Annotated in this window: 18 protein-coding genes; 7 read left to right on the plus strand and 11 right to left on the minus strand. The window is 58.0% G+C overall.

The window, feature by feature from the left end; genetic code table 11:
• The first annotated feature begins 21 nt into the window (after positions 1-21).
• The 3 genes from HDE76_RS19275 (at position 22) to HDE76_RS19285 (ending at position 3707) form a co-directional block, all read left to right on the plus strand.
• Positions 22-834, plus strand: coding sequence for a cephalosporin hydroxylase family protein (locus HDE76_RS19275; protein WP_184509966.1), 813 nt, complete (start codon positions 22-24; stop codon positions 832-834).
• Between the two features lie 10 nt (positions 835-844).
• Positions 845-2359 (plus strand): oligosaccharide flippase family protein, encoded by a 1515-nt coding sequence (locus HDE76_RS19280; RefSeq protein WP_184509968.1) that lies wholly within the window; start codon positions 845-847, stop codon positions 2357-2359.
• A gap of 160 nt (positions 2360-2519) precedes the next feature.
• The gene (locus tag HDE76_RS19285) at positions 2520-3707 is read left to right on the plus strand and encodes a glycosyltransferase (protein WP_184509970.1); all 1188 of its coding nucleotides are present in this window, start codon (positions 2520-2522) and stop codon (positions 3705-3707) included.
• 117 nt (positions 3708-3824) lie between these two features.
• Here the strand turns inward: HDE76_RS19285 and HDE76_RS19290 are convergent, their stop codons facing one another.
• The 4 genes from HDE76_RS19290 to HDE76_RS19305 all read right to left on the minus strand — a co-directional run bounded on the left by HDE76_RS19290 (position 3825) and on the right by HDE76_RS19305 (position 7623).
• Complete coding sequence (locus HDE76_RS19290; RefSeq protein ID WP_184509971.1) at positions 3825-4844, minus strand: glycosyltransferase family 4 protein; 1020 nt, start codon at positions 4842-4844, stop codon at positions 3825-3827.
• A 2-nt stretch (positions 4845-4846) separates the two neighbouring features.
• Positions 4847-5623 carry a class I SAM-dependent methyltransferase gene (locus HDE76_RS19295; RefSeq protein ID WP_343205741.1) on the minus strand — a complete coding sequence of 259 codons (777 nt, stop codon included), beginning with the start codon at positions 5621-5623 and terminating at the stop codon, positions 4847-4849.
• Entirely contained in the window at positions 5616-6704 is a 1089-nt protein-coding gene (locus HDE76_RS19300) for a glycosyltransferase family 4 protein (protein WP_184509974.1), read from the minus strand. The genes HDE76_RS19295 and HDE76_RS19300 overlap by 8 nt, the downstream gene beginning before the upstream one ends.
• Positions 6705-6768: 64 nt before the next feature.
• Entirely contained in the window at positions 6769-7623 is an 855-nt protein-coding gene (locus tag HDE76_RS19305) for a glycosyltransferase family 2 protein (protein ID WP_184509976.1), read from the minus strand.
• Between the two features lie 327 nt (positions 7624-7950).
• On the opposite strand from HDE76_RS19305, the gene pilB reads away from it, so the two are divergent.
• The 4 genes from pilB to coaE all read left to right on the plus strand — a co-directional run bounded on the left by pilB (position 7951) and on the right by coaE (position 12636).
• The gene (gene pilB / locus HDE76_RS19310; RefSeq protein WP_184509978.1) at positions 7951-9672 is read left to right on the plus strand and encodes a type IV-A pilus assembly ATPase PilB; all 1722 of its coding nucleotides are present in this window, start codon (positions 7951-7953) and stop codon (positions 9670-9672) included.
• Between the two features lie 126 nt (positions 9673-9798).
• The gene (locus HDE76_RS19315; RefSeq protein WP_184509980.1) at positions 9799-11067 is read left to right on the plus strand and encodes a type II secretion system F family protein; all 1269 of its coding nucleotides are present in this window, start codon (positions 9799-9801) and stop codon (positions 11065-11067) included.
• Between the two features lie 73 nt (positions 11068-11140).
• Complete coding sequence (locus tag HDE76_RS19320) at positions 11141-11998, plus strand: A24 family peptidase (RefSeq protein WP_184509982.1); 858 nt, start codon at positions 11141-11143, stop codon at positions 11996-11998.
• Positions 11999-12000: 2 nt separating this feature from the next.
• The gene (coaE, locus tag HDE76_RS19325) at positions 12001-12636 is read left to right on the plus strand and encodes a dephospho-CoA kinase (protein ID WP_184509984.1); all 636 of its coding nucleotides are present in this window, start codon (positions 12001-12003) and stop codon (positions 12634-12636) included.
• 70 nt (positions 12637-12706) lie between these two features.
• Here the strand turns inward: coaE and HDE76_RS19330 are convergent, their stop codons facing one another.
• The 7 genes from HDE76_RS19330 to HDE76_RS19360 form a co-directional block, all read right to left on the minus strand.
• Complete coding sequence (locus HDE76_RS19330) at positions 12707-13633, minus strand: Nudix family hydrolase (protein WP_184509986.1); 927 nt, start codon at positions 13631-13633, stop codon at positions 12707-12709.
• Between the two features lie 42 nt (positions 13634-13675).
• Complete coding sequence (locus HDE76_RS19335; protein WP_184509988.1) at positions 13676-14164, minus strand: dihydrofolate reductase; 489 nt, start codon at positions 14162-14164, stop codon at positions 13676-13678.
• Between the two features lie 108 nt (positions 14165-14272).
• A complete protein-coding gene (locus HDE76_RS19340) occupies positions 14273-15067 on the minus strand; it encodes a thymidylate synthase (protein WP_179477429.1) in 795 nt (264 codons plus the stop codon).
• Between the two features lie 2 nt (positions 15068-15069).
• Positions 15070-15960 carry a prolipoprotein diacylglyceryl transferase gene (lgt, locus tag HDE76_RS19345; RefSeq protein WP_184509990.1) on the minus strand — a complete coding sequence of 297 codons (891 nt, stop codon included), beginning with the start codon at positions 15958-15960 and terminating at the stop codon, positions 15070-15072.
• Between the two features lie 71 nt (positions 15961-16031).
• On the minus strand, positions 16032-16535 hold the full coding sequence (locus tag HDE76_RS19350) for a TPM domain-containing protein (RefSeq protein WP_184509993.1): 504 nt from the start codon (positions 16533-16535) through the stop codon (positions 16032-16034).
• A complete protein-coding gene (locus HDE76_RS19355; RefSeq protein WP_184509995.1) occupies positions 16535-17419 on the minus strand; it encodes a TPM domain-containing protein in 885 nt (294 codons plus the stop codon). The genes HDE76_RS19350 and HDE76_RS19355 overlap by 1 nt, the downstream gene beginning before the upstream one ends.
• A gap of 2 nt (positions 17420-17421) precedes the next feature.
• On the minus strand, positions 17422-18042 hold the full coding sequence (locus HDE76_RS19360; protein ID WP_179477433.1) for a LemA family protein: 621 nt from the start codon (positions 18040-18042) through the stop codon (positions 17422-17424).
• Positions 18043-18240 lie beyond the last annotated feature (198 nt).

Consider the following 18240-nt stretch of genomic DNA (forward strand, 5'->3'; position numbering starts at 1 on the left):
AACTTGAATCGGTGAAATCAAATGGATGTTAAAGAGCAATTCGAACGCGAATGCCGGCAGAATATCGCCACGATGGCCAAAGACGCACTTTTAAAAGAGCGCGCCTTTGCATGGTTCGAGCATTCGCTTCAGTACAAATACTCCTACAATTTTTCTGCGCTAGGTCGTCCGATCATCCAGTATCCACAGGACATGGTGGCCATGCAGGAGCTGATTTGGCAGATCAAACCAGACCTCATCATCGAGACGGGCATCGCACATGGTGGCTCGCTGATTCTCAGCGCATCCATGCTAGCTCTACTTGATTACTGCGAGGCTGTCGAAAGCGGCCAATCGATTGATCCAAAGGCGATGCGCCGGCGCGTACTGGGCATCGACATTGACATCCGTGCGCATAATCGCACCGCCATCGAAGTCCATCCTCTTTCTCACCTGATAGACATGATTCAAGGCTCCTCCATTGCAACAGATGTTGTTGAGCAGGTACATCGAATTGCACAATCTCACCAGCGAATCCTTGTGATCCTCGACTCCAACCATACTCACGACCACGTGCTGGCAGAACTTGAGGCTTATGCGCCACTGACCTCGGCCGGAAGCTATTGCATCGTGTTCGATACGGTGATCGAGGATCTGCCTGATGCCGCATATCCTGACCGACCTTGGGGGCAAGGAAATAACCCTAAGACTGCCGTACATGAGTACCTGAATCGCCTCAATACTGGAACCTGCCTAGCTGAAGATGGCGCACCTTTAGCTTTTGAAATTGACCATGCTTTGGAAAACAAGCTGCTGGTATCAGTAGCCCCAGACGGCTACCTGAAGCGCGTCTAGCAGCTTGTCAATGTCCGTCCTTCGCACAAATATCCTTGCTAACTATGCTGGCCAAGTGTGGATGGCGCTAATGGGCGTGGTTTTCATTCCACTTTACATTAGGCTGCTTGGCATGGAGGCTTTCGGCTTGGTCGGCCTGATGTTGAGCATCCAGGCGCTTTCGATGCTTTTCGATTTAGGGATGGGAGGCGCGCTGAACCGCGAACTGGCCCAGCGCGTTCACAATTCAACGCTGGCACAAACGATCGGCGATCTAGTGCGTACGTTCGAATGGCTGGTTTGGCCGATCGCACTTATGATCGTCGGAGTAGTCTGGCTTGCGAGTGGCCCTATGGCCCAACACTGGCTGCATCCCGAACATCTGAGCCGCGTGGCGACGGCGCATGCAATCGCAATAATGGGATTGGCGGTAGCTTTACAGTGGCCCAGCAGCTTCTACGCCAACGGCTTGTCCGGCCTGGAGCAGCAACCCGCTTTGAACCTGATTAGCGCAATTTTCGCCACACTGCGTGGCGCCGGCGTACTGGCGATCCTGTACTGGGTTTCTCCAACCATCAATGCCTTCATGTGGTGGTATGCCGCAATAGGCGCTTGCCAGTCGATAGTCTTGGCAATCACTCTGTGGCGATTACTGCCCACTGAGCCACAGCGACAAGCCAGATTCCGCACGAAAGAACTGCGTACCGTCGGTCGTTTCGCGGGCGGTTTGGTCGCCATAATGACGTTATCTGTGATGTTAACCCAACTTGATCGGGTGGTTATTTCGGCAATGCTTCCACTAGCACAGGTTGGATACTTCAGCTTGGCAATGAGTGTCGCCGCTGGCATGGGGCGAATGATCCAGCCGATGTTTAATGCATTATATCCGCGCTACAGCAGGTTGGTATCACTCGGCCAGCATGCTCATTTGACTCATCTTTACCATTTGAGCAATCAGTGTTTAATCGTAGTCATTGCATCAGCTGCGATGATGCTGACGATTTTTGGCAAAGACGTTCTCTATCTCTGGACCGGCAACATCACAACGGCGGAAAAGCTAGCGCTTCCACTCTCAATCTTAATAGCTGGAACCGCACTCAATGGTCTTATGAACCTTCCGTACGCACTCCAACTTGCACACGGATGGACGGGACTAACGATTACTATGAACTTGGTAGCTCTGGTTTTAGGCATTCCATTCTGTATATGGGCTGTAGAACATCACGGCATCGTAGGGGCGGCCTGCCTCTGGCTGTTTATCAATTTGAGCTTTGTTGCGATCGGAATTCCGCTAATGCACCGCCGCCTCTTGCATAGAGAAATGATTCGCTGGTATGTCTCTGACATTTTGCCGCCATCGCTCGCTGCAGCGGCCGTTGTAATTTTAGCCTACTGGCTTCTATCACCGATTTCGCGCGACCTTGTGGGAGTTCTTAAACTTTCTCTCACAACAGGCGCAGCGCTGGTTTCGGCCGCGATGGCGGCACCTCTTGTTCGAAACCTGCTGCGGCGGCAGCTGATTAACGGTTTGAGCTCACGCCAATGACCGGAATCAAATGAGATTCATGACAATCTGTTGCATTATGTGTTGCTGCAGTGATTCTTGAAGCAGACCCCGCAACGGAGTTACCTTCTTTCAATAGAATCCATTAGACATCTAACTCGAGCTAAACTACTAATAACACCTCAGCTTTCGGCGCGCCACTTTGCCTGAACCAAAAATCACCATCATCATTCCAACTCGAGAACGTTGCGACGTGCTTGAGTCGTCATTACGTACTGTGACATCCCAAGATTACGATAATCTTGACATCATCGTATGCGATAACTTCAGCAATGACGATACTCACGGAGTGGTACACCGTGCGAACGACAAGCGTATCCGCTATTTGAATACAGGGAAGCGTTTGAGCATGTCACATAACTGGGAACATGCCCTCTCTCATGTGAACGAAGGATGGGTGACTTTTATAGGCGATGACGATGGACTTTTGCCGCGTTCAGTAGCGACCATCGCAGAAATCATTAGCAAAACGTGTGTTAGTGCAATTAGATCTAGCTTCTGCACTTACGACTGGCCGTCCATCGTCGGCAATACGAGTGGACAGCTTATAGTCCCTTCAAGCACTGGAATAGAAATGCGCAGCTCCAATCAATGGCTGTCCAAAGTAATGCGAGGTCAAGAAAAATATAATCAATTACCGATGATTTATAACGGTGGATTTATAAATATATCCATCCTTAATGCAATAAGGGAAAAAACCGGCGCATATTTTCGGTCAGCCAGCCCAGATGTTTATTCAGCTATTGCAATTTCGCGAATGATCGATTTCTATGCCTACGTACGAGACCCACTCGCCATAAGCGGCACCTCAAAACATAGCAACGGACATTCGTTTTTTTCTGTCAGTGAGCAACGCAGCAATCAACCCCGCACGAAATTTGCTAGCGAGGGAAACATTCCTTTCCACGCTGACGTACCATTATGCGCTGACGGAAGCTACCCGTTATCGCTGCAAGTCTGCGCATATGAGGCATATCTACAATCAGACATGCTAGGCAATGATGTTAAATTCGTAAGTCCAGCCCAGCAGCTTCAGGTAATTATGGCTACCGCTGGAAAACATCAAAGCTCTTTATCCGAGTGGGGTAAAATTTTTTCGGAAAAGCACCGCATCGATTTCCACAAAACCAGCCGATGCAGATCATTCAAAAGTCGTTATTTGCGATTGGCGGCAATGACTCGAAAAGTCTTGAACGCAGTGAATTCAACTATTGTGGAGACGCTTCCGATTACGAACATTCATGAAGCAAGTATTGCCGCTGCTGTGATCAGGTCTGCGCCAAGTAGAATGGACACGATACGTTACCTGGCAAGCCGGCTAGCTAAATAATCGGGTTTTATGTTTTTAATCAAAACAAAGTAACTTGACGAACGATCCAAATTTTTCTGGATGCGAATATTTCCAACGAAAAATAAAGTTCACCTATAAAATGATGAGTTGCCATCATTACAAATATCGCGTGTAGATTTTCACATAGGCATCAACCATTCCTTCCGACGAGAATCGATTGATTGCTCGCATGCGCGCTGCTTTAGCCATGTATTTGTAAAGTTCGGGATTGGCCGCTAATTTCCGTGCAGCGTCGGAGAAATTGGCCACATTGTCTTTGTTGCATAGAATCCCGGAAACTCCATCTTCCACCACCTCAGGTAAGGAAGATCCGCGTGTCGCAATGACCGGTAGACCGCAAGCCATGGCCTCCGCGGCCACTAGCCCGAATCCTTCGCTACGAGAAGGAAAGATTAGGGCGTCCGCTTGCTGCATGGCATCTGCGACGCCCGACTCGCTAGATAACCTGCCAATATCAAAAGTATTTGCGGGCAGCTTGTGTGATGCACTGTTGGCTTCTGCACCGCCGGTATAACGAAGCTCGAAGCTATTGCCCAGGTTCTCCATAATAGGGCCCAACAGATCAACACCCTTAAGCTCTGCCCAATTTCCAACATATAGCAAGCGAAATGGACGATGCGCGGCGCGATAAACTGGAGGTTGAAAGCGAACGACGTCGACACCGTTACTAATCAATTGCATCGGTATGTCTAGCAGATATCGACGGGCAGTATCCAACGCGAACTGGCTTACGGCGACAACGCAATTAACCCTCAGCATCGTCTGCCGCTCGATGTAGGCCATCCAATATTTATGGTATCGAAATCTCAACCAATCCTTGTAAGGCTTTAGGTCGGGATGATGGATGGCGTGGTGGAGCGTTGCTACTACTGGTGTGTTCCTAGGTAGGAATCGCGAATGAAGCCACGTGTTGACATGCGTAATGTTCGCCCAGGAAGGTGGTTCGCAAACGGGTATAGACCACGGTGCAAATTCGGCGCGATGCGGAAGCCAGGTAATTTCCGCGCGTAATCCGCGCTGGCGCAATCCGTCCACTAGTCGCTCGGTAAAGACAGCGGTCCCGCTATCCGTGCGAATCGTTGGAAACCAAACTGCGGGCTGTTGCTGATCCTGCATGGTTATCGCCGCTCAAAGCGATAAATCAGCGTAGGAATGATTCGCCGAACCGACATCAGCAAAGTATCGGGTACCTTCTGGAGCACTCGCGCGGCAAACGTGTTCGCCTTTTCGATATCCAATGTTGTTCGCCATGCCTCGATGCAAATGTTTCGATAGCTGAAATTGGCAGCGTCCAGCATACGTTCCAGCTGGCGCATCTGTAGTGGCTCGCAATCGTACAAATTCCCCTTGCGCATCAAGCGCAAGTAGGAGGTGCGCAAAGCACGCGGCCACCAGCTCAAAAATTTCAGTTTGAAGTGCGGCTCTGTCACCATCCAGCGATTCGGCACCGCCAGATAACCAACGCCGTCGCATTTCATAACACGATGGATTTCCACGAGATGGTGATGTTGCGCCTCTGCATTGCCAACGTGCTCGATGACGTGATTCGTGAGCACGACATCGAAGGTACCGTCAGCAAAAGGCAAAGATGTATCGTGGACTTGGGTGTAGCGAAATCCATCCGTAACCAATCGGTTATCGTGGACGTCCACAGCATCTACCTCACATCGTAGTTGCGGATGCTTGCCGAAGTAGTGCGCAATGCCGCCGGAGCCTGTGCCAACTTCAAGTATTCGAATAGGCTGAGACCTGCTGGAGAGATCGAGCAGACGCTCAATTTTAAGAGCCTTCCACCGACGGGACGGCAGGTCTAATACGGCGTGCGGCTGACGCACAGAGTCGTCCCTGATGTCAGTCAGCTTGTGCTCTTGCTGATCGGATGAAGTTTCAGGCACGGTGCGAGTCCAGCAAACTACGCAAGCGCTCTGCGAAAACCGGCCATGCCTTGCCGGCTGCAAAGTCGCGACATGCCGCGACAGTCTTATTTTCTCTTCTCAACGCCAGTTGCTCGATCACTGTCTTGGCAAACGCCACATAATTGCCCGGCTCGATCAAGACGCCGGTGTGACCATCCCACACAGCATCGGGCACTCCGCCAACTGCAAACGCTATAGTTGGTAGGCCATGCGCCGCAGACTCTAAAGCGACCATGCCAAAACCTTCGACATCGCCCGGCAACTCAAGCACGGGGAAAACATGAACGTTTGCGGCCTGATATGCGGCGCTCAGTGACAAATCATCACAACGACCCAAAAAGCATACATTTTGTTCCACGCCATGGCGTTGAGCCGCCAAAATAATACGCTCTAGTTCGGATCCCTCTCTCGCATGTAGTGCATCGCTGGCCTCATCACCGATCACCACCAGCATTACATCGGATTGGTGCGACGCGATTGCGGGCAACGATTTCGAGACGAATTCGACCAATCCTTTGCGTTGAGTCAGGCGGCCTACAGACAGTAACAACGGACGTTGCCCGAAACCATTTTGCCGACGAAAATCTTTGGCGGATTCTGCGTCCAACGTTGGCAGATCGGTGCCGGGATGCAGCACACGCGTATTGGCTAAAGGCACTCCTCGATTTCGCGCCAGCGTCCCGGTATTTTCGCTATTCACAATAGCGAGGTCGCAGCGCCGGATGAAAGGCAGCCAAAGCCACTGGTAAAAGCGACTTGGCGCAATGATATCGAGTCCATGCAGATATACGGCTGCCCTACCCCCAGCGCAACGCGCTGCCAACCAGGCTATCGGCGCAGTAAGCCCGCTACCCGCGATGACCCACTGGGGCTTTCGTCGCCAAGCAAAACCTAGAGCGCGCCACATGGTTGAAACCAGAAACACGGGCAAAGGCTTCACCCTGCTCTGCCGCACCTCAGTCTGCGTCGGGGCATATTGGGCACATCCGGCAGGCCCGCACAAAGCCGTACGCCACGCTGGCTGCAATGCGCTGAGCAGATGCTGGTTAACCTTTTCCATACCGCCAAGCAGAGGCGGAAAGTTACGCGTAACCAGCAACACCAGAGCGCTTGAGGGGCTGAGTTCAGGCATCGCGTCGATACATCAATCCAGTGATCTGTTCGGATACCAGTCCAATCAAGAACACAATGACTGCCGCGCTCCATAACAAGGTGCTGCCGTTGGTAAGGCGTCCGCCATGCAGGAATGTCCAAGCATAATTGAGGCAACCGAGCAGGAAGAACGCCGCACTCGCTGGAACAAAAAGCTTCAACGGCGAATACAGCGTAGCGATCTTGAAGATGATCAGCAAAAAGCGCACGCCGTCACGCAGCGGCTTGATGTGGCTCTTGCCGATACGCTCGGCCGCCTTGATCGGCACATACGCCACCGCATAGGCGCTGCGAAAAAATGCCATGGTGCTGGTCGTGGGATAGCTGAAGCCGTTCGGCAGCAGATGGATGAATTCGCGGAACTTGTTCGCACGGACGGCGCGAAACCCGGAGGTGAGGTCGAGCACCGGGTGACCGGTCATTCGGGTGGCTAACCAGTTGTAAAGCGTGTTGGCGAGGCCGCGGCCGACGCCGGCCTGGCTGCTCCAGTCGCGGGCGCCGACCACCATGTCGTAGCCCTGCTCTAGCTGGTTCGTGAGGCGGAGGATATCGGCGGGATCGTGCTGGCCGTCGCCATCCATGAAAACCAGGATTTCGCCAGTGGCAGCGCGGGCACCGCGTTTGATGGCTGCGCCGTTGCCCATCGAATAGGGTGAGGATAGGCATTCAACGCCGTTGCTGCGGCAGATCGCCGGCGTGTCGTCGGTGGAACCATCGTCCACCACGATGATTTCGGCATCGGGGTAAGCGGAACGCAGCTTGGGCAGGAGTGCGGCCAGCGCGGGTGCCTCGTTCTTGGCGGGCAGAATGATGCTCAGGTGGTTCAAAGAGGCTCCCCTACATTTATGTGGATGATAGCGTGAAGCGCCAGGGCTTGCGGCACAGTCTCCGGCCACATGTCAGATCGATATTTAAGGCCACCGCGCACTATTGGACGCGCTCAGCCGCTAAAGTAGCCCGCAACGGTCGGCCTGCGGATAAGGCTTCACTGCGGCAAAACGAGCAGTAGCGCGCTTGGATGTCAGCGGCAACAGGGTGGCTCGCCCCACTCCGGCGCCGAGGCTCGAACCCCGCGATATGGGGACAGGATAAAGGATGACCTGACGACCGAACTGCGGTAGATTCAACCACATACGCGCCGGGGGTCAGAAATCATGTCGTCACAATTGCAGCCATCGCTGGTAGGCCTATCCGGCATGGCGCGCCGTTTGGTCTCCGAGGGTGTATTGCCCGAGGCCGATGTGCGTAAGGCAATGTCGGACAGTATCCAGAACAAGTCCACCCTCGCCTCGTGGCTGCTCGATCACAACCTCGTCGAAAGCATTCAGCTTACGCAGATCGCATCGGCGGAGTTCGGCATGCCGATGATCGATGTCGCATCGCTCAACCCCACCAATATGCCGCTGGACGTGATCAGCGAGGCCCTGATCAGCAAGCATCAGGCGCTGCCGCTGTTCCGTCGCGGCAAGCGGCTGTTTGTGGGCATCGCCGACCCCATGCAGTCGCATGCGCTGGACGAGATCAAGTTCCATTCCAACTGCATGGTGGAGCCGATTCTGGTCGAACGCGCTTCGCTGACCCGGGTGATCGAAAGCCTGCTCAACAACATGCGGGACACCATGCCCGATCTGGGCGGTGGCGATCTCGAAGGCCTAGACCTCGAAGGCGGCGACGACGAGGCCGAACAAACCGGCATCGACGCCAACGCCAACGACGACGCCCCGGTCGTCAAGTTCATCAACAAGATTCTGGTCGATGCGATTCGTCGCGGCGCCTCGGACATCCATTTCGAACCTTTTGAAACGCAGTACCGGGTGCGTTTGCGCATGGACGGCATGCTGAAGGCCGTCGCCAGCCCGCCGATGAAGATGGCCAATCGCATTTCGTCTCGCCTCAAGGTGATGGCGCAGCTCGATATCGCCGAAAAGCGCACGCCGCAAGACGGCCGCATCAAGCTGAACCTGTCCAAGACCCGCGCGATCGACTTTCGCGTGAGCACGTTGCCCACGCTGTTCGGCGAAAAGATCGTGCTGCGTATTCTGGATGGTTCCTCGGCGAAGATCGGCATCGAGAAGCTGGGCTACGAGCCGGATCAGCAGAAGCTATATATCGATGCCATCCACAAGCCTTACGGCATGGTGCTGGTTACCGGCCCGACCGGTTCGGGCAAAACGGTGTCGCTGTACACCGGCCTGAACATGCTCAACACCCCCGAGCGCAATATCTCGACGGTGGAGGACCCAGTCGAAATCCGCGTCGAGGGCATCAATCAGGTGCAGCAGAACGTCAAACGCGGCATGACCTTCGCGAGCGCCTTGCGCTCGTTTCTGCGACAGGATCCGGACGTGATCATGGTCGGCGAAATTCGCGACCTGGAAACGGCCGAAATCGCGATCAAGGCGGCGCAGACCGGCCACATGGTGCTGTCCACGCTGCACACTAACGACGCCGCGCAGACCATTGCGCGCCTGATGAACATGGGTATCGCGCCCTACAACATCACCTCGTCGGTGACCCTGATCATTGCTCAGCGCCTGGCGCGACGTCTGCACGACTGCAAGAAGCCGCAGGACCTGCCGCCGGAAGTGCTGCTCAAAGCCGGCTTTACTCAGGCGGATATCGACTCCGGCATGGTCATCTACGAGGCGGTGGGCTGCGACGGCTGCAACGAAGGCTACAAGGGACGCGTCGGCATCTACCAGGTGATGCCGATGCTCGAGGACATTCAGAAGATCGTGCTCAAGGGCGGTAATGCGCTGCAGATCGCCGAAGTCGCCAAGGCCGCGGGCATCAACGACCTGCGCGCGTCGGCCATGCTGAAGGTAAAAAACGGATTCACCAGCCTGGCGGAAATTGATCGGGTGACCAAGGACTAGGTCTTTACTGAAAGACGGATAGCGCGCTTGAGCACGATGTGGATGCGATAAGTACGTTAAATTATGGGGTAACGAGCCGGCGATCAGTCGCCGGCCGCTCTGGGCTGCACCACGGGGAAAACAGGCATGGCCACGGCTAACGCAGCAGCAAACAAGGCACGCGCGCTCGGTGCTCAACGCGCCGAAGTCAGCAAGCAGACCACCTACGACTGGGTGGCGCTGGACAAGCGCGGCAAGCGCATGAAAGGCGACATGCCGGCCAAGAATGCCTCACTGGTGAAGGCAGAATTGCGCCGCCAGGGCATGAATCCGCAAACCGTGCGCGAACGCTCCAAGCCCTTGTTCGGCGCGACCGGCAAGAAGGTCAAGCCGGGCGACGTGGCCATCTTCAGTCGCCAGATCGCCACCATGATGGCCTCCGGCGTACCCATGGTGCAGTCTTTCGACATCATTGCCGACGGCCAGAAAAACATCCGCTTCAAGAACATGCTTCTCGATGTAAAACAGAACATCGAAGGCGGTGCCGCGCTGCATGAGGCCCTCGCCCAATATCCCGTTCAGTTTGACGAGCTTTACTGCAATCTCGTCCACGCCGGCGAAACGTCCGGCGTACTCGACACGGTGCTGGACACGGTCGCGACCTACAAGGAACGCACCGAAGCGCTGAAGAAGAAAATCAAGAAGGCGCTGTTCTACCCCATGATGGTGCTGGCGGTCGTCTTCGTCGTCATCCTGATCATGCTGCTGTTTGTGGTGCCAGTGTTCGCCAAGACCTTCGAAGATGCCGGCGCCCAGCTTCCGGCACCGACCCAAATATTGGTGGATGCGTCGAAATTCATGCAAAGCTACTGGTGGATCGTCATCGGCATCATCGGCGGCAGCATCGCTGCCCTTGTCATCGCCAAAAAACGCTCGCCGAAGTTCGCTCATTTCATGGACCGCGTCGCGCTGAAGCTGCCCGTGATGGGAGGCATCGTGCGGAACTCGGCCATTGCGCGTTTTGCGCGCACGCTCGGCGTGACTTTTCGCGCCGGCGTTCCTCTGGTCGAGGCGCTCGATGCCGTGGCGGGAGCCACTGGCAGCGTTGTGTACGGCGATGCCGTGCGGCTGATGCGTGAAGACATTGCGGTCGGCCATCAGCTGCAGCTCGCCATGAAGCAGACCGGCCTTTTCCCCAATATGGTGGTTCAGATGGTCGCCATCGGTGAGGAATCGGGCGCGCTGGACAATATGCTGTTCAAGGTCGCCGAGTTCTACGAGGACGAGGTCGAGAACGCTGTCGATACGCTTTCCACGCTGCTTGAACCGCTGATCATGGTGGTGCTGGGTACACTGGTCGGCGGCATCGTGATCGCACTGTATCTGCCTATCTTCAAGCTCGCCGGCACATTCTAAATTTGCTTCCCAAACGCCGCAGAGCTGCCGCGATCCGGCGACTCTGCGGCGTTTTTTCGATCAGGACTAGGCTATGCCCGAGATGCCGCTGGTGATATGGATCGTTTTTGCCGGCGTACTCGGCCTACTGGTCGGCAGTTTCCTCAACGTCGTGATTCTGCGCCTGCCCGAGCGCATGGCCGCGGCCTGGGAGCAGGAAGCTCGCGACGTGCTGGAACTGGAAGCCGAAGCCCCGCCAATGCCGCCCGGCATCGTTCGCGAGCCATCGCACTGCCCACAGTGCAAGCATCGGCTCTCGCCGCTGGACAATATTCCGCTGTTTGGCTGGCTGTTGCTGCGGGGGCGCTGCCGCTACTGCCGCGCAAAAATTTCCATTCAATATCCGCTGGTGGAATTGCTCACCGGCGTGCTCAGCGCCGTGATCGTGTGGAAATTCGGACCGTCGTGGCCGGCGCTGGCCGGGCTCACGCTCACTTGGTTTCTGATCGCGCTGTCGGGTATCGATTTCCGCACGCAGCTTCTGCCCGATCAGCTGACCTTGCCGCTGCTTTGGATAGGCATGCTGCTGGCGCTGCTCACGATGTTCGTTGCGGCACCGGCAGCGATCCTCGGTGCTGCCATCGGCTACTTGAGCCTGTGGAGCGTCTACTGGCTATTCAAACTGCTGACTGGCAAGGAAGGTATGGGCTACGGCGACTTCAAGCTGCTCGCTGCGCTCGGTGCCTGGATGGGGCCCGTAGCGATACTGCCGATCGTTTTGCTTTCTTCGTTCATTGGCGCGCTGGCTGGCGGCAGCCTGATGATCGTGCGCAAGCGCGACAGCCAGATACCGATGCCGTTTGGGCCTTTCATTGCGGCGGCAGGCTGGGTCTGGTTCGTGGCGGGCGATCACCTTCTTCAATCGTATATGCAGATGACCGGTCTGCGATAAGCATGACGACGAATACACTGGTCATCGCCCTGACCGGCGGTATTGCTGCCGGGAAAAGTGCGGTGGCTCGCCGATTCGAAGTGCTGGGCGTGCACGTGCACGATGCCGACCTGGCGGCACGCGAAGTCGTTGACCCTGGTACGCCGGGCCTCACGGCTGTCGCGGAGGCTTTTGGCGAGGGCGTACTCGACGAAACAGGAACGCTCGACCGCCGCGCCATGCGCGAGCGAGTGTTCACCGATCCAGCCGCGCGACGTAGGCTGGAGGCGATCATTCACCCGCTGGTCCGCGACTGGCTGAGAGACCGCGTCGCCGCCGAAACCGGGCCTTACTGCCTGCTGGCCATTCCCTTGCTGGCCGAAAACATCGGCCACTATCGCTGGATCAAACACGTTCTGCTGGTGGATGCGCCGGAGTCGCTGCAGTTCAGCAGGCTTATGCTGCGCGACGGCATCGATGAAACCCTGGCCAGAAACATGCTGGCCCAGCAGGCCAGTCGGGCCGAGCGGCTGGCGCTGGCGGATTACGTGATCGACAACAGTGGCGATGAGGCCGCTCTGGATGCCGCCGTCGCCGAACTGCATCGGAAATTTCTGGCCCTGGCGGAAAGGCATCGAACCAGCCAAAACATGAGCTGACCACGCTGGATTCAGTTCGTGCGGCAAAAATCGCGAAGATGTTCTGCCCAAGCGGCAAGGTCCGCGGAGCCTACCAGGCTTCAGTGGTTACGATGCCCTGCGCGCCGCTGCTTTTTGCCCGATCCATAGTCATCGCAACCGTATCGCCATCAGCGTACACGGGCAACGATGCCTCTTCTGCCAGTGACTGAAAATTCGTCCATGCCCCTGATGCATCAAGCGATTCCGCGACGGACTCGGTGCCCATGGACCATGTCGCGAAGTCTGCTTGTATCTGTGTGGCCTTCGCCAGCTGGGATGCCGCATGGCAACTGACGCCGACCAGCTGCCGCCAGGGCAGCGGCCGTTCCGACAGAAGTGCGCCTTGTTCGCTGCTGAGCTGAACGCCGACGCCCAGCATGCGGGCACCCTCGATATCGCCGTCTAGCACCAGCTGCACATCGTGCGCTTGCGCGGCGGGCAAAAGATCCCGCGCGAGTTCGCGAACGGATTCGACCGGCCAAAGCGGCAGACGCAGCAACAGCAGGCGAACGCCGCGGCTGAATACCTCGCGGATACGCTTCAGCCACACGTCACGCTGATCGAACGCTACATCTGCGGGGCTCATCACGTAAGTAGCCGGTAGCCTCAGCGCCTGCAGGATCGGCCGATCGGCCGGCGTCATGCTTTCCGGGTCGATCGCCGCGGGGTAGCACCACTGCAGCGCCTGTCCTTCCAGCGACTGCGGTGCACCCAGCCACGCGTCGATGCGCCAGGCATCCAGCACGAGGCGACGATCGTCGTACGTCCAAGGCACACGAATCAGCGGCTGGGCAGACTGAAGTTCGATGCCCAGCTCTTCGCGCAATTCGCGGGCGAGCGCCTCTAGCGGCAACTCACCCACTTCCAGCTTGCCGCCGGGGAATTCCCAGAAGCCGGCAAGGTGTTTCCCCTGCGGCCGCTCGGCCAGCAGCACGCGCCCCTCGCCGTCGATCATCAGGCCAGCCATTACATGCATGGCGGTAGGCGCTGCGCGACCGGGACGAAAACGGCGCTGCGATCAGTTGCTGCGCAGATACTCGACCATGTCGAAATCATAGGCATGCTCGGCGTCGGCTTTGTGATGCACGCGCGACACTTCGGTCCACTCGCTGAAATGCGTACCCGGGAAAAACGTATCCGCGCCGTTGATCGCCGCGCTCACCCAGGTCAGATACATGCGGCGAGCCATCGGCAAGGCCTGGGCGAATACCTGACCGCCGCCGATCACCATCAGGCCGGTCTGATCGGTTCGGGCCAGCGCCTCTTCCACCGAACGCACCGTGATCTGCCCTGGAAACGGCGCCTCATGGCGGCGCGAAAGCACCATGTTGACGCGATCCGGCAACGCCCGACCGATGGAAATGGCGGTGTTGTAACCCATCAGCACGTTCTTGCCTCTGGTCAGCTGCTTGAACCAGCGCAGGTCGTCGGGCAGATGCCACGGCAGCTCTCCCTTCAGGCCAATAGCGAAGTTCTCATCCAGCGCGGCAATCAACGAAATAGCCATGAAATTCCTTGGGCAGCACGATCAGTGGTGGGGCCCCCGACCATAAGGGTCAGTGCCGGCGGCGACGCATATTAGCAGGCCGGCGCGTTACCGGCTCCATGGCGCCGGTCAGACGGCGACGGCACCCTTGATCGCCGGATGAGACACGTAATTTTCGATCGCTACGTCCTCGTAGCGAAAATCGAAGATCGAACGCACCTCGGGGTTGAGCCTTAGCGTGGGAAGCGGGTAAGGCTCGCGCGTCAGCTGCAGCCGCGCCTGCTCCACGTGGTTGTTGTAAAGGTGCGCATCGCCCAGCGTATGCACGAAATCGCCGACATCCAGCCCACACACCTGCGCCACCATATGCGTCAGCAGCGCGTAACTGGCGATATTGAAGGGCACGCCGAGAAAGATATCGCCTGAGCGCTGGTACAGCTGGCAGCTGAGCTTGCCGTCGGCAACGTAGAACTGAAACAGGCTGTGGCACGGCAACAAGGCCATTTTCGGCAGCTCGCCCACGTTCCACGCGCTCACGATCAGCCGGCGCGAATCGGGGTTGCGCTTGATCTCGTCGACGACCCAGGCGATCTGGTCGACCACGGCGCCATCGGCGGTCGGCCAGGCGCGCCACTGCTGCCCGTAGACCGGGCCGAGGTTGCCGTCCGCGTCGGCCCATTCGTCCCAGATGCGTACACCGTTTTCTTTCAAGTAGGCGATATTGGTATCGCCGCGGAGAAACCAGATCAGCTCATGCACGATCGACTTCAGATGCAGCTTTTTGGTTGTAACCAGCGGAAAACCCTGTGCCAGATCGAAGCGCATCTGCCAGCCGAACACGCTGCGCGTACCCGTGCCGGTGCGGTCGGATTTTTCGGTGCCATGCTCCAGCACATGCTGCAAGAGATCGAGGTAAGGACGCATGATCAGGCCTTCGCCGACACAGGCGTGAGCGGCAGCGTGGGCGCCCGACGCGACAGCAGAATCAGCCACAGGCCGATCACCACTAGCGGCAACGACTGCAGCTGGCCCATCGTCACCCAGCCGAAGGCCAGATACCCTAGCTGCGGATCGGGCAGGCGCACGAATTCCACCGCGATACGGAAACAGCCGTATAGCAGTCCAAACAGACCCGATACCAGATAGCGCGGCCGCGGCTTCAGCGAAACCAGCCAGATCACCACAAACAGCAGCGCGCCTTCCAGCGCCATCTCGTACAGCTCGGAGGGATGGCGCGGCAACCCACCGAACTGCTGCAGCGAAGGCAGCCAGGTCGGATGGCTCTCGGCGTACGCGATGTCATCCGGTCGCGCATTGGGGAAAATCATGCCCCACGACAGCGTCGTGGGCTTGCCCCACAGCTCGCCGTTGATGAAATTGCCGAGCCGGCCCAGGCCAAGGCCGATCGGCACCAGCGGTGCCACGAAGTCGATGGTGTCGAAAAAATGCAGGCCCTGCCGGCGTGACCACCACCAGCCGGCTGCCAGTACGCCGAGCAGCCCGCCGTGGAAGCTCATGCCACCGTCCCACACCTTGAACAGCGCGAACGGTTCGGTCCATATCCAGTGAATGCCGCCGGCGTAATAGAACAGCATGTACCAAAGCCGGCCGCCGATGATCACGCCCATCATGCCGTAGAAAAAAAGGTCGCTCAGCGTCTCGCGGCTCACCGGCAGGCGGCCACGGCGCCGACGATATTCGCCCAGCAGCGCCACCGCCAGAAAACCCAGCAGGTACATCAGCCCGTACCAGTGCACCTGGATAGGCCCCAGGCCAAAGGCCACCGGGTTGAACTGGACGATGAAAGGCTGGGTCATGGACAGAAGGGGCTGAATGTAAACGCCGATTGTAGCTTGCCCCACCGGGATTCAGTCGCGTGGACAAGCTCTCACAGCAGCACCGGCCGATCCGGCAGCTCGTCGGGATTATCCGTGCCGTCGCTGGGGAAGTGATGCTGCAGCAGTGCGTGCGCTGCGGCGATGCCTGCAAGGCTGCCCTCGCGCCATCGTCCGTCGGCGTAGCTGTCGCGCATGCGGGCACAGATATCGTCCCATTCGGCCTGCCCAACGCGGCTGGCGATGCCACGGTCCGCCACTATCTCGATGCGCCTCTCGGCCATCAGCACGTAGAACAACACGCCAGTGTTGTGCTCGGTATCCCAGACCTGCAGCTGGCCGAACGCTTGGCGTGCGCGCAGCGCCGCGTCGACGCCTTCGAGCACCATCCACGGCGACAGCCGTGACTCGACCGCAAACTGCACTTCACCCCGATGCGTCCGCTCACCGGTGGCGATCGCCGCAGTCATCTCCTCCAGCAGCGCTTCGGGAAAACGCCGGCGCATGGCGAACCACTGGCCGAACAGGTTGGTGAACAGTCGCTGCAGTCGCGCCATCACCAGCTCCCCGACGAACCGCCGCCGCCGAAACTGCCGCCGCCACCGCTGAAGCCACCGCCGCCAAAGCTGCCGCCACCGCCGCTGGAGCCGAAACCGCCGCCACCGAATCCGCCCCAGCCACCGCCGCCAATGAAGCCGCCGCCACCGCCAGGCAGGAGCATGAGAATGCCGCCGATCAGCGCGCCGATGATGCCGGCGCCGGCCGATACCAGCAGCCACAGCAGGCCGCCGGTCACCAGCGCGCCGATGGGCGCCCGAACCCAGCCGCTGGCGCGACCCAGCACGCTGCGCAGAAACAGCGCCAGAAACAGGCCCATCATCAAACCGTGCTCTAACCCCAGTCCGCGGCGCTGCGGCTCTTCATTTCCCTGCACCGGCGGCGGCAACGGCTCGCCGTCGATCAGCTGAGTCAGCGCGCCGACCGCGTCGCTGATGCCACCGAAGTAATCGTTGCCGCGGAATTTCGGCGCGATGTATTCGCGGATGATGCGCGCCGTGGCGGCATCGGGAATCGCACCTTCCAGCCCATATCCCACCTCGATACGCACATGACGATCGTTCTTGGCGACCAGCAGCAGCACGCCGTCATCGGTGCCCTTGCGGCCGATCTTGTTGGCCTCGGCGACGGCCAGCGAGTAACTCTCGATATCCTGTGGCTCGGTGGTGCCGACCATCAGCACCACCAGTTGCGCGCCCTTGGTCTTCTCCAGCGATACCAGCTGCGAATCCAACTGCTCGATCTGCTGAGCGTTGAGCGTGCCAGTGAGGTCGGTGACGTGACGAGCCAGTTGCGGGACCGCGGCATCCGCCGCGTGCAGAAGCACCGGCGACAGCAGGGCCATCGCCATTAACCACAGCAGGCGCGACAGGCGCCGGCGCATCGTCAGTGTGCCGAGGCGGCGGGCGCTGGCGTGCCGCTGCCGAAGTCCACGGTCGGCGCGGTGGAAATGGCCTTCTCATTATCCACGCTGAAATTCGGCTTGACCTGATAGCCGAACATCTTGGCGGTAAGGTTGTTCGGAAACGTGCGGATCATCGAGTTGTAGTCGGCCACGGACTGGATGTACCGATTACGCGCCACGGTCACCCGATTCTCGGTGCCTTCCAACTGCGCCTGCAGATTCTGGAACAGGCCGTCGGCCTTCAGCTGCGGGTAGTTTTCGCTGACCACCATCAGCCGCGACAATGCACCGCCGAGCTCGCCCTGCGCGGCCTGAAACTGCTTGAGCTTTTCCGGATCGTTGATCGTGTCGGCGTCGACCTGCAGGCTGCCGACCTTGGCGCGCGCGTTGGTCACTTCGACGAAAACCTTCTCTTCGTGCTGCGCATAGCCTTTAACCGTATTGACCAGATTCGGCACCAGGTCGGCGCGCCGCTGATACTGGTTCAGCACCTCGGACCAGGTCTTCTTGACCACCTCATCCTGCCGCTGCATGGCGTTGTAACCGCAACCGGAAAGCCCGGCGAGTATCAACAAAAGCACGAGTGCGCGCAGAATTTTCATCGAAGATGCCCCGTTGCGGAAAGGCGACCATTGCAGCATCCCTGCCATGCGGACGCAATAAATTGCCAATAGGCACCGACGACCGCGCCAGCCTAACCCCATAAGAGCCTGTTTACGATCTTTCATTGGTGATAATAGGCCGATGAAGAGAAAGCCCTACCCCAGCGATATCAGCCGAGAGAAGTTCGCGGAGATAGA

It is taken from the genome of Rhodanobacter sp. ANJX3 (genome assembly GCF_014200755.1).
Classification (GTDB): Bacteria; Pseudomonadota; Gammaproteobacteria; order Xanthomonadales; family Rhodanobacteraceae; genus Rhodanobacter.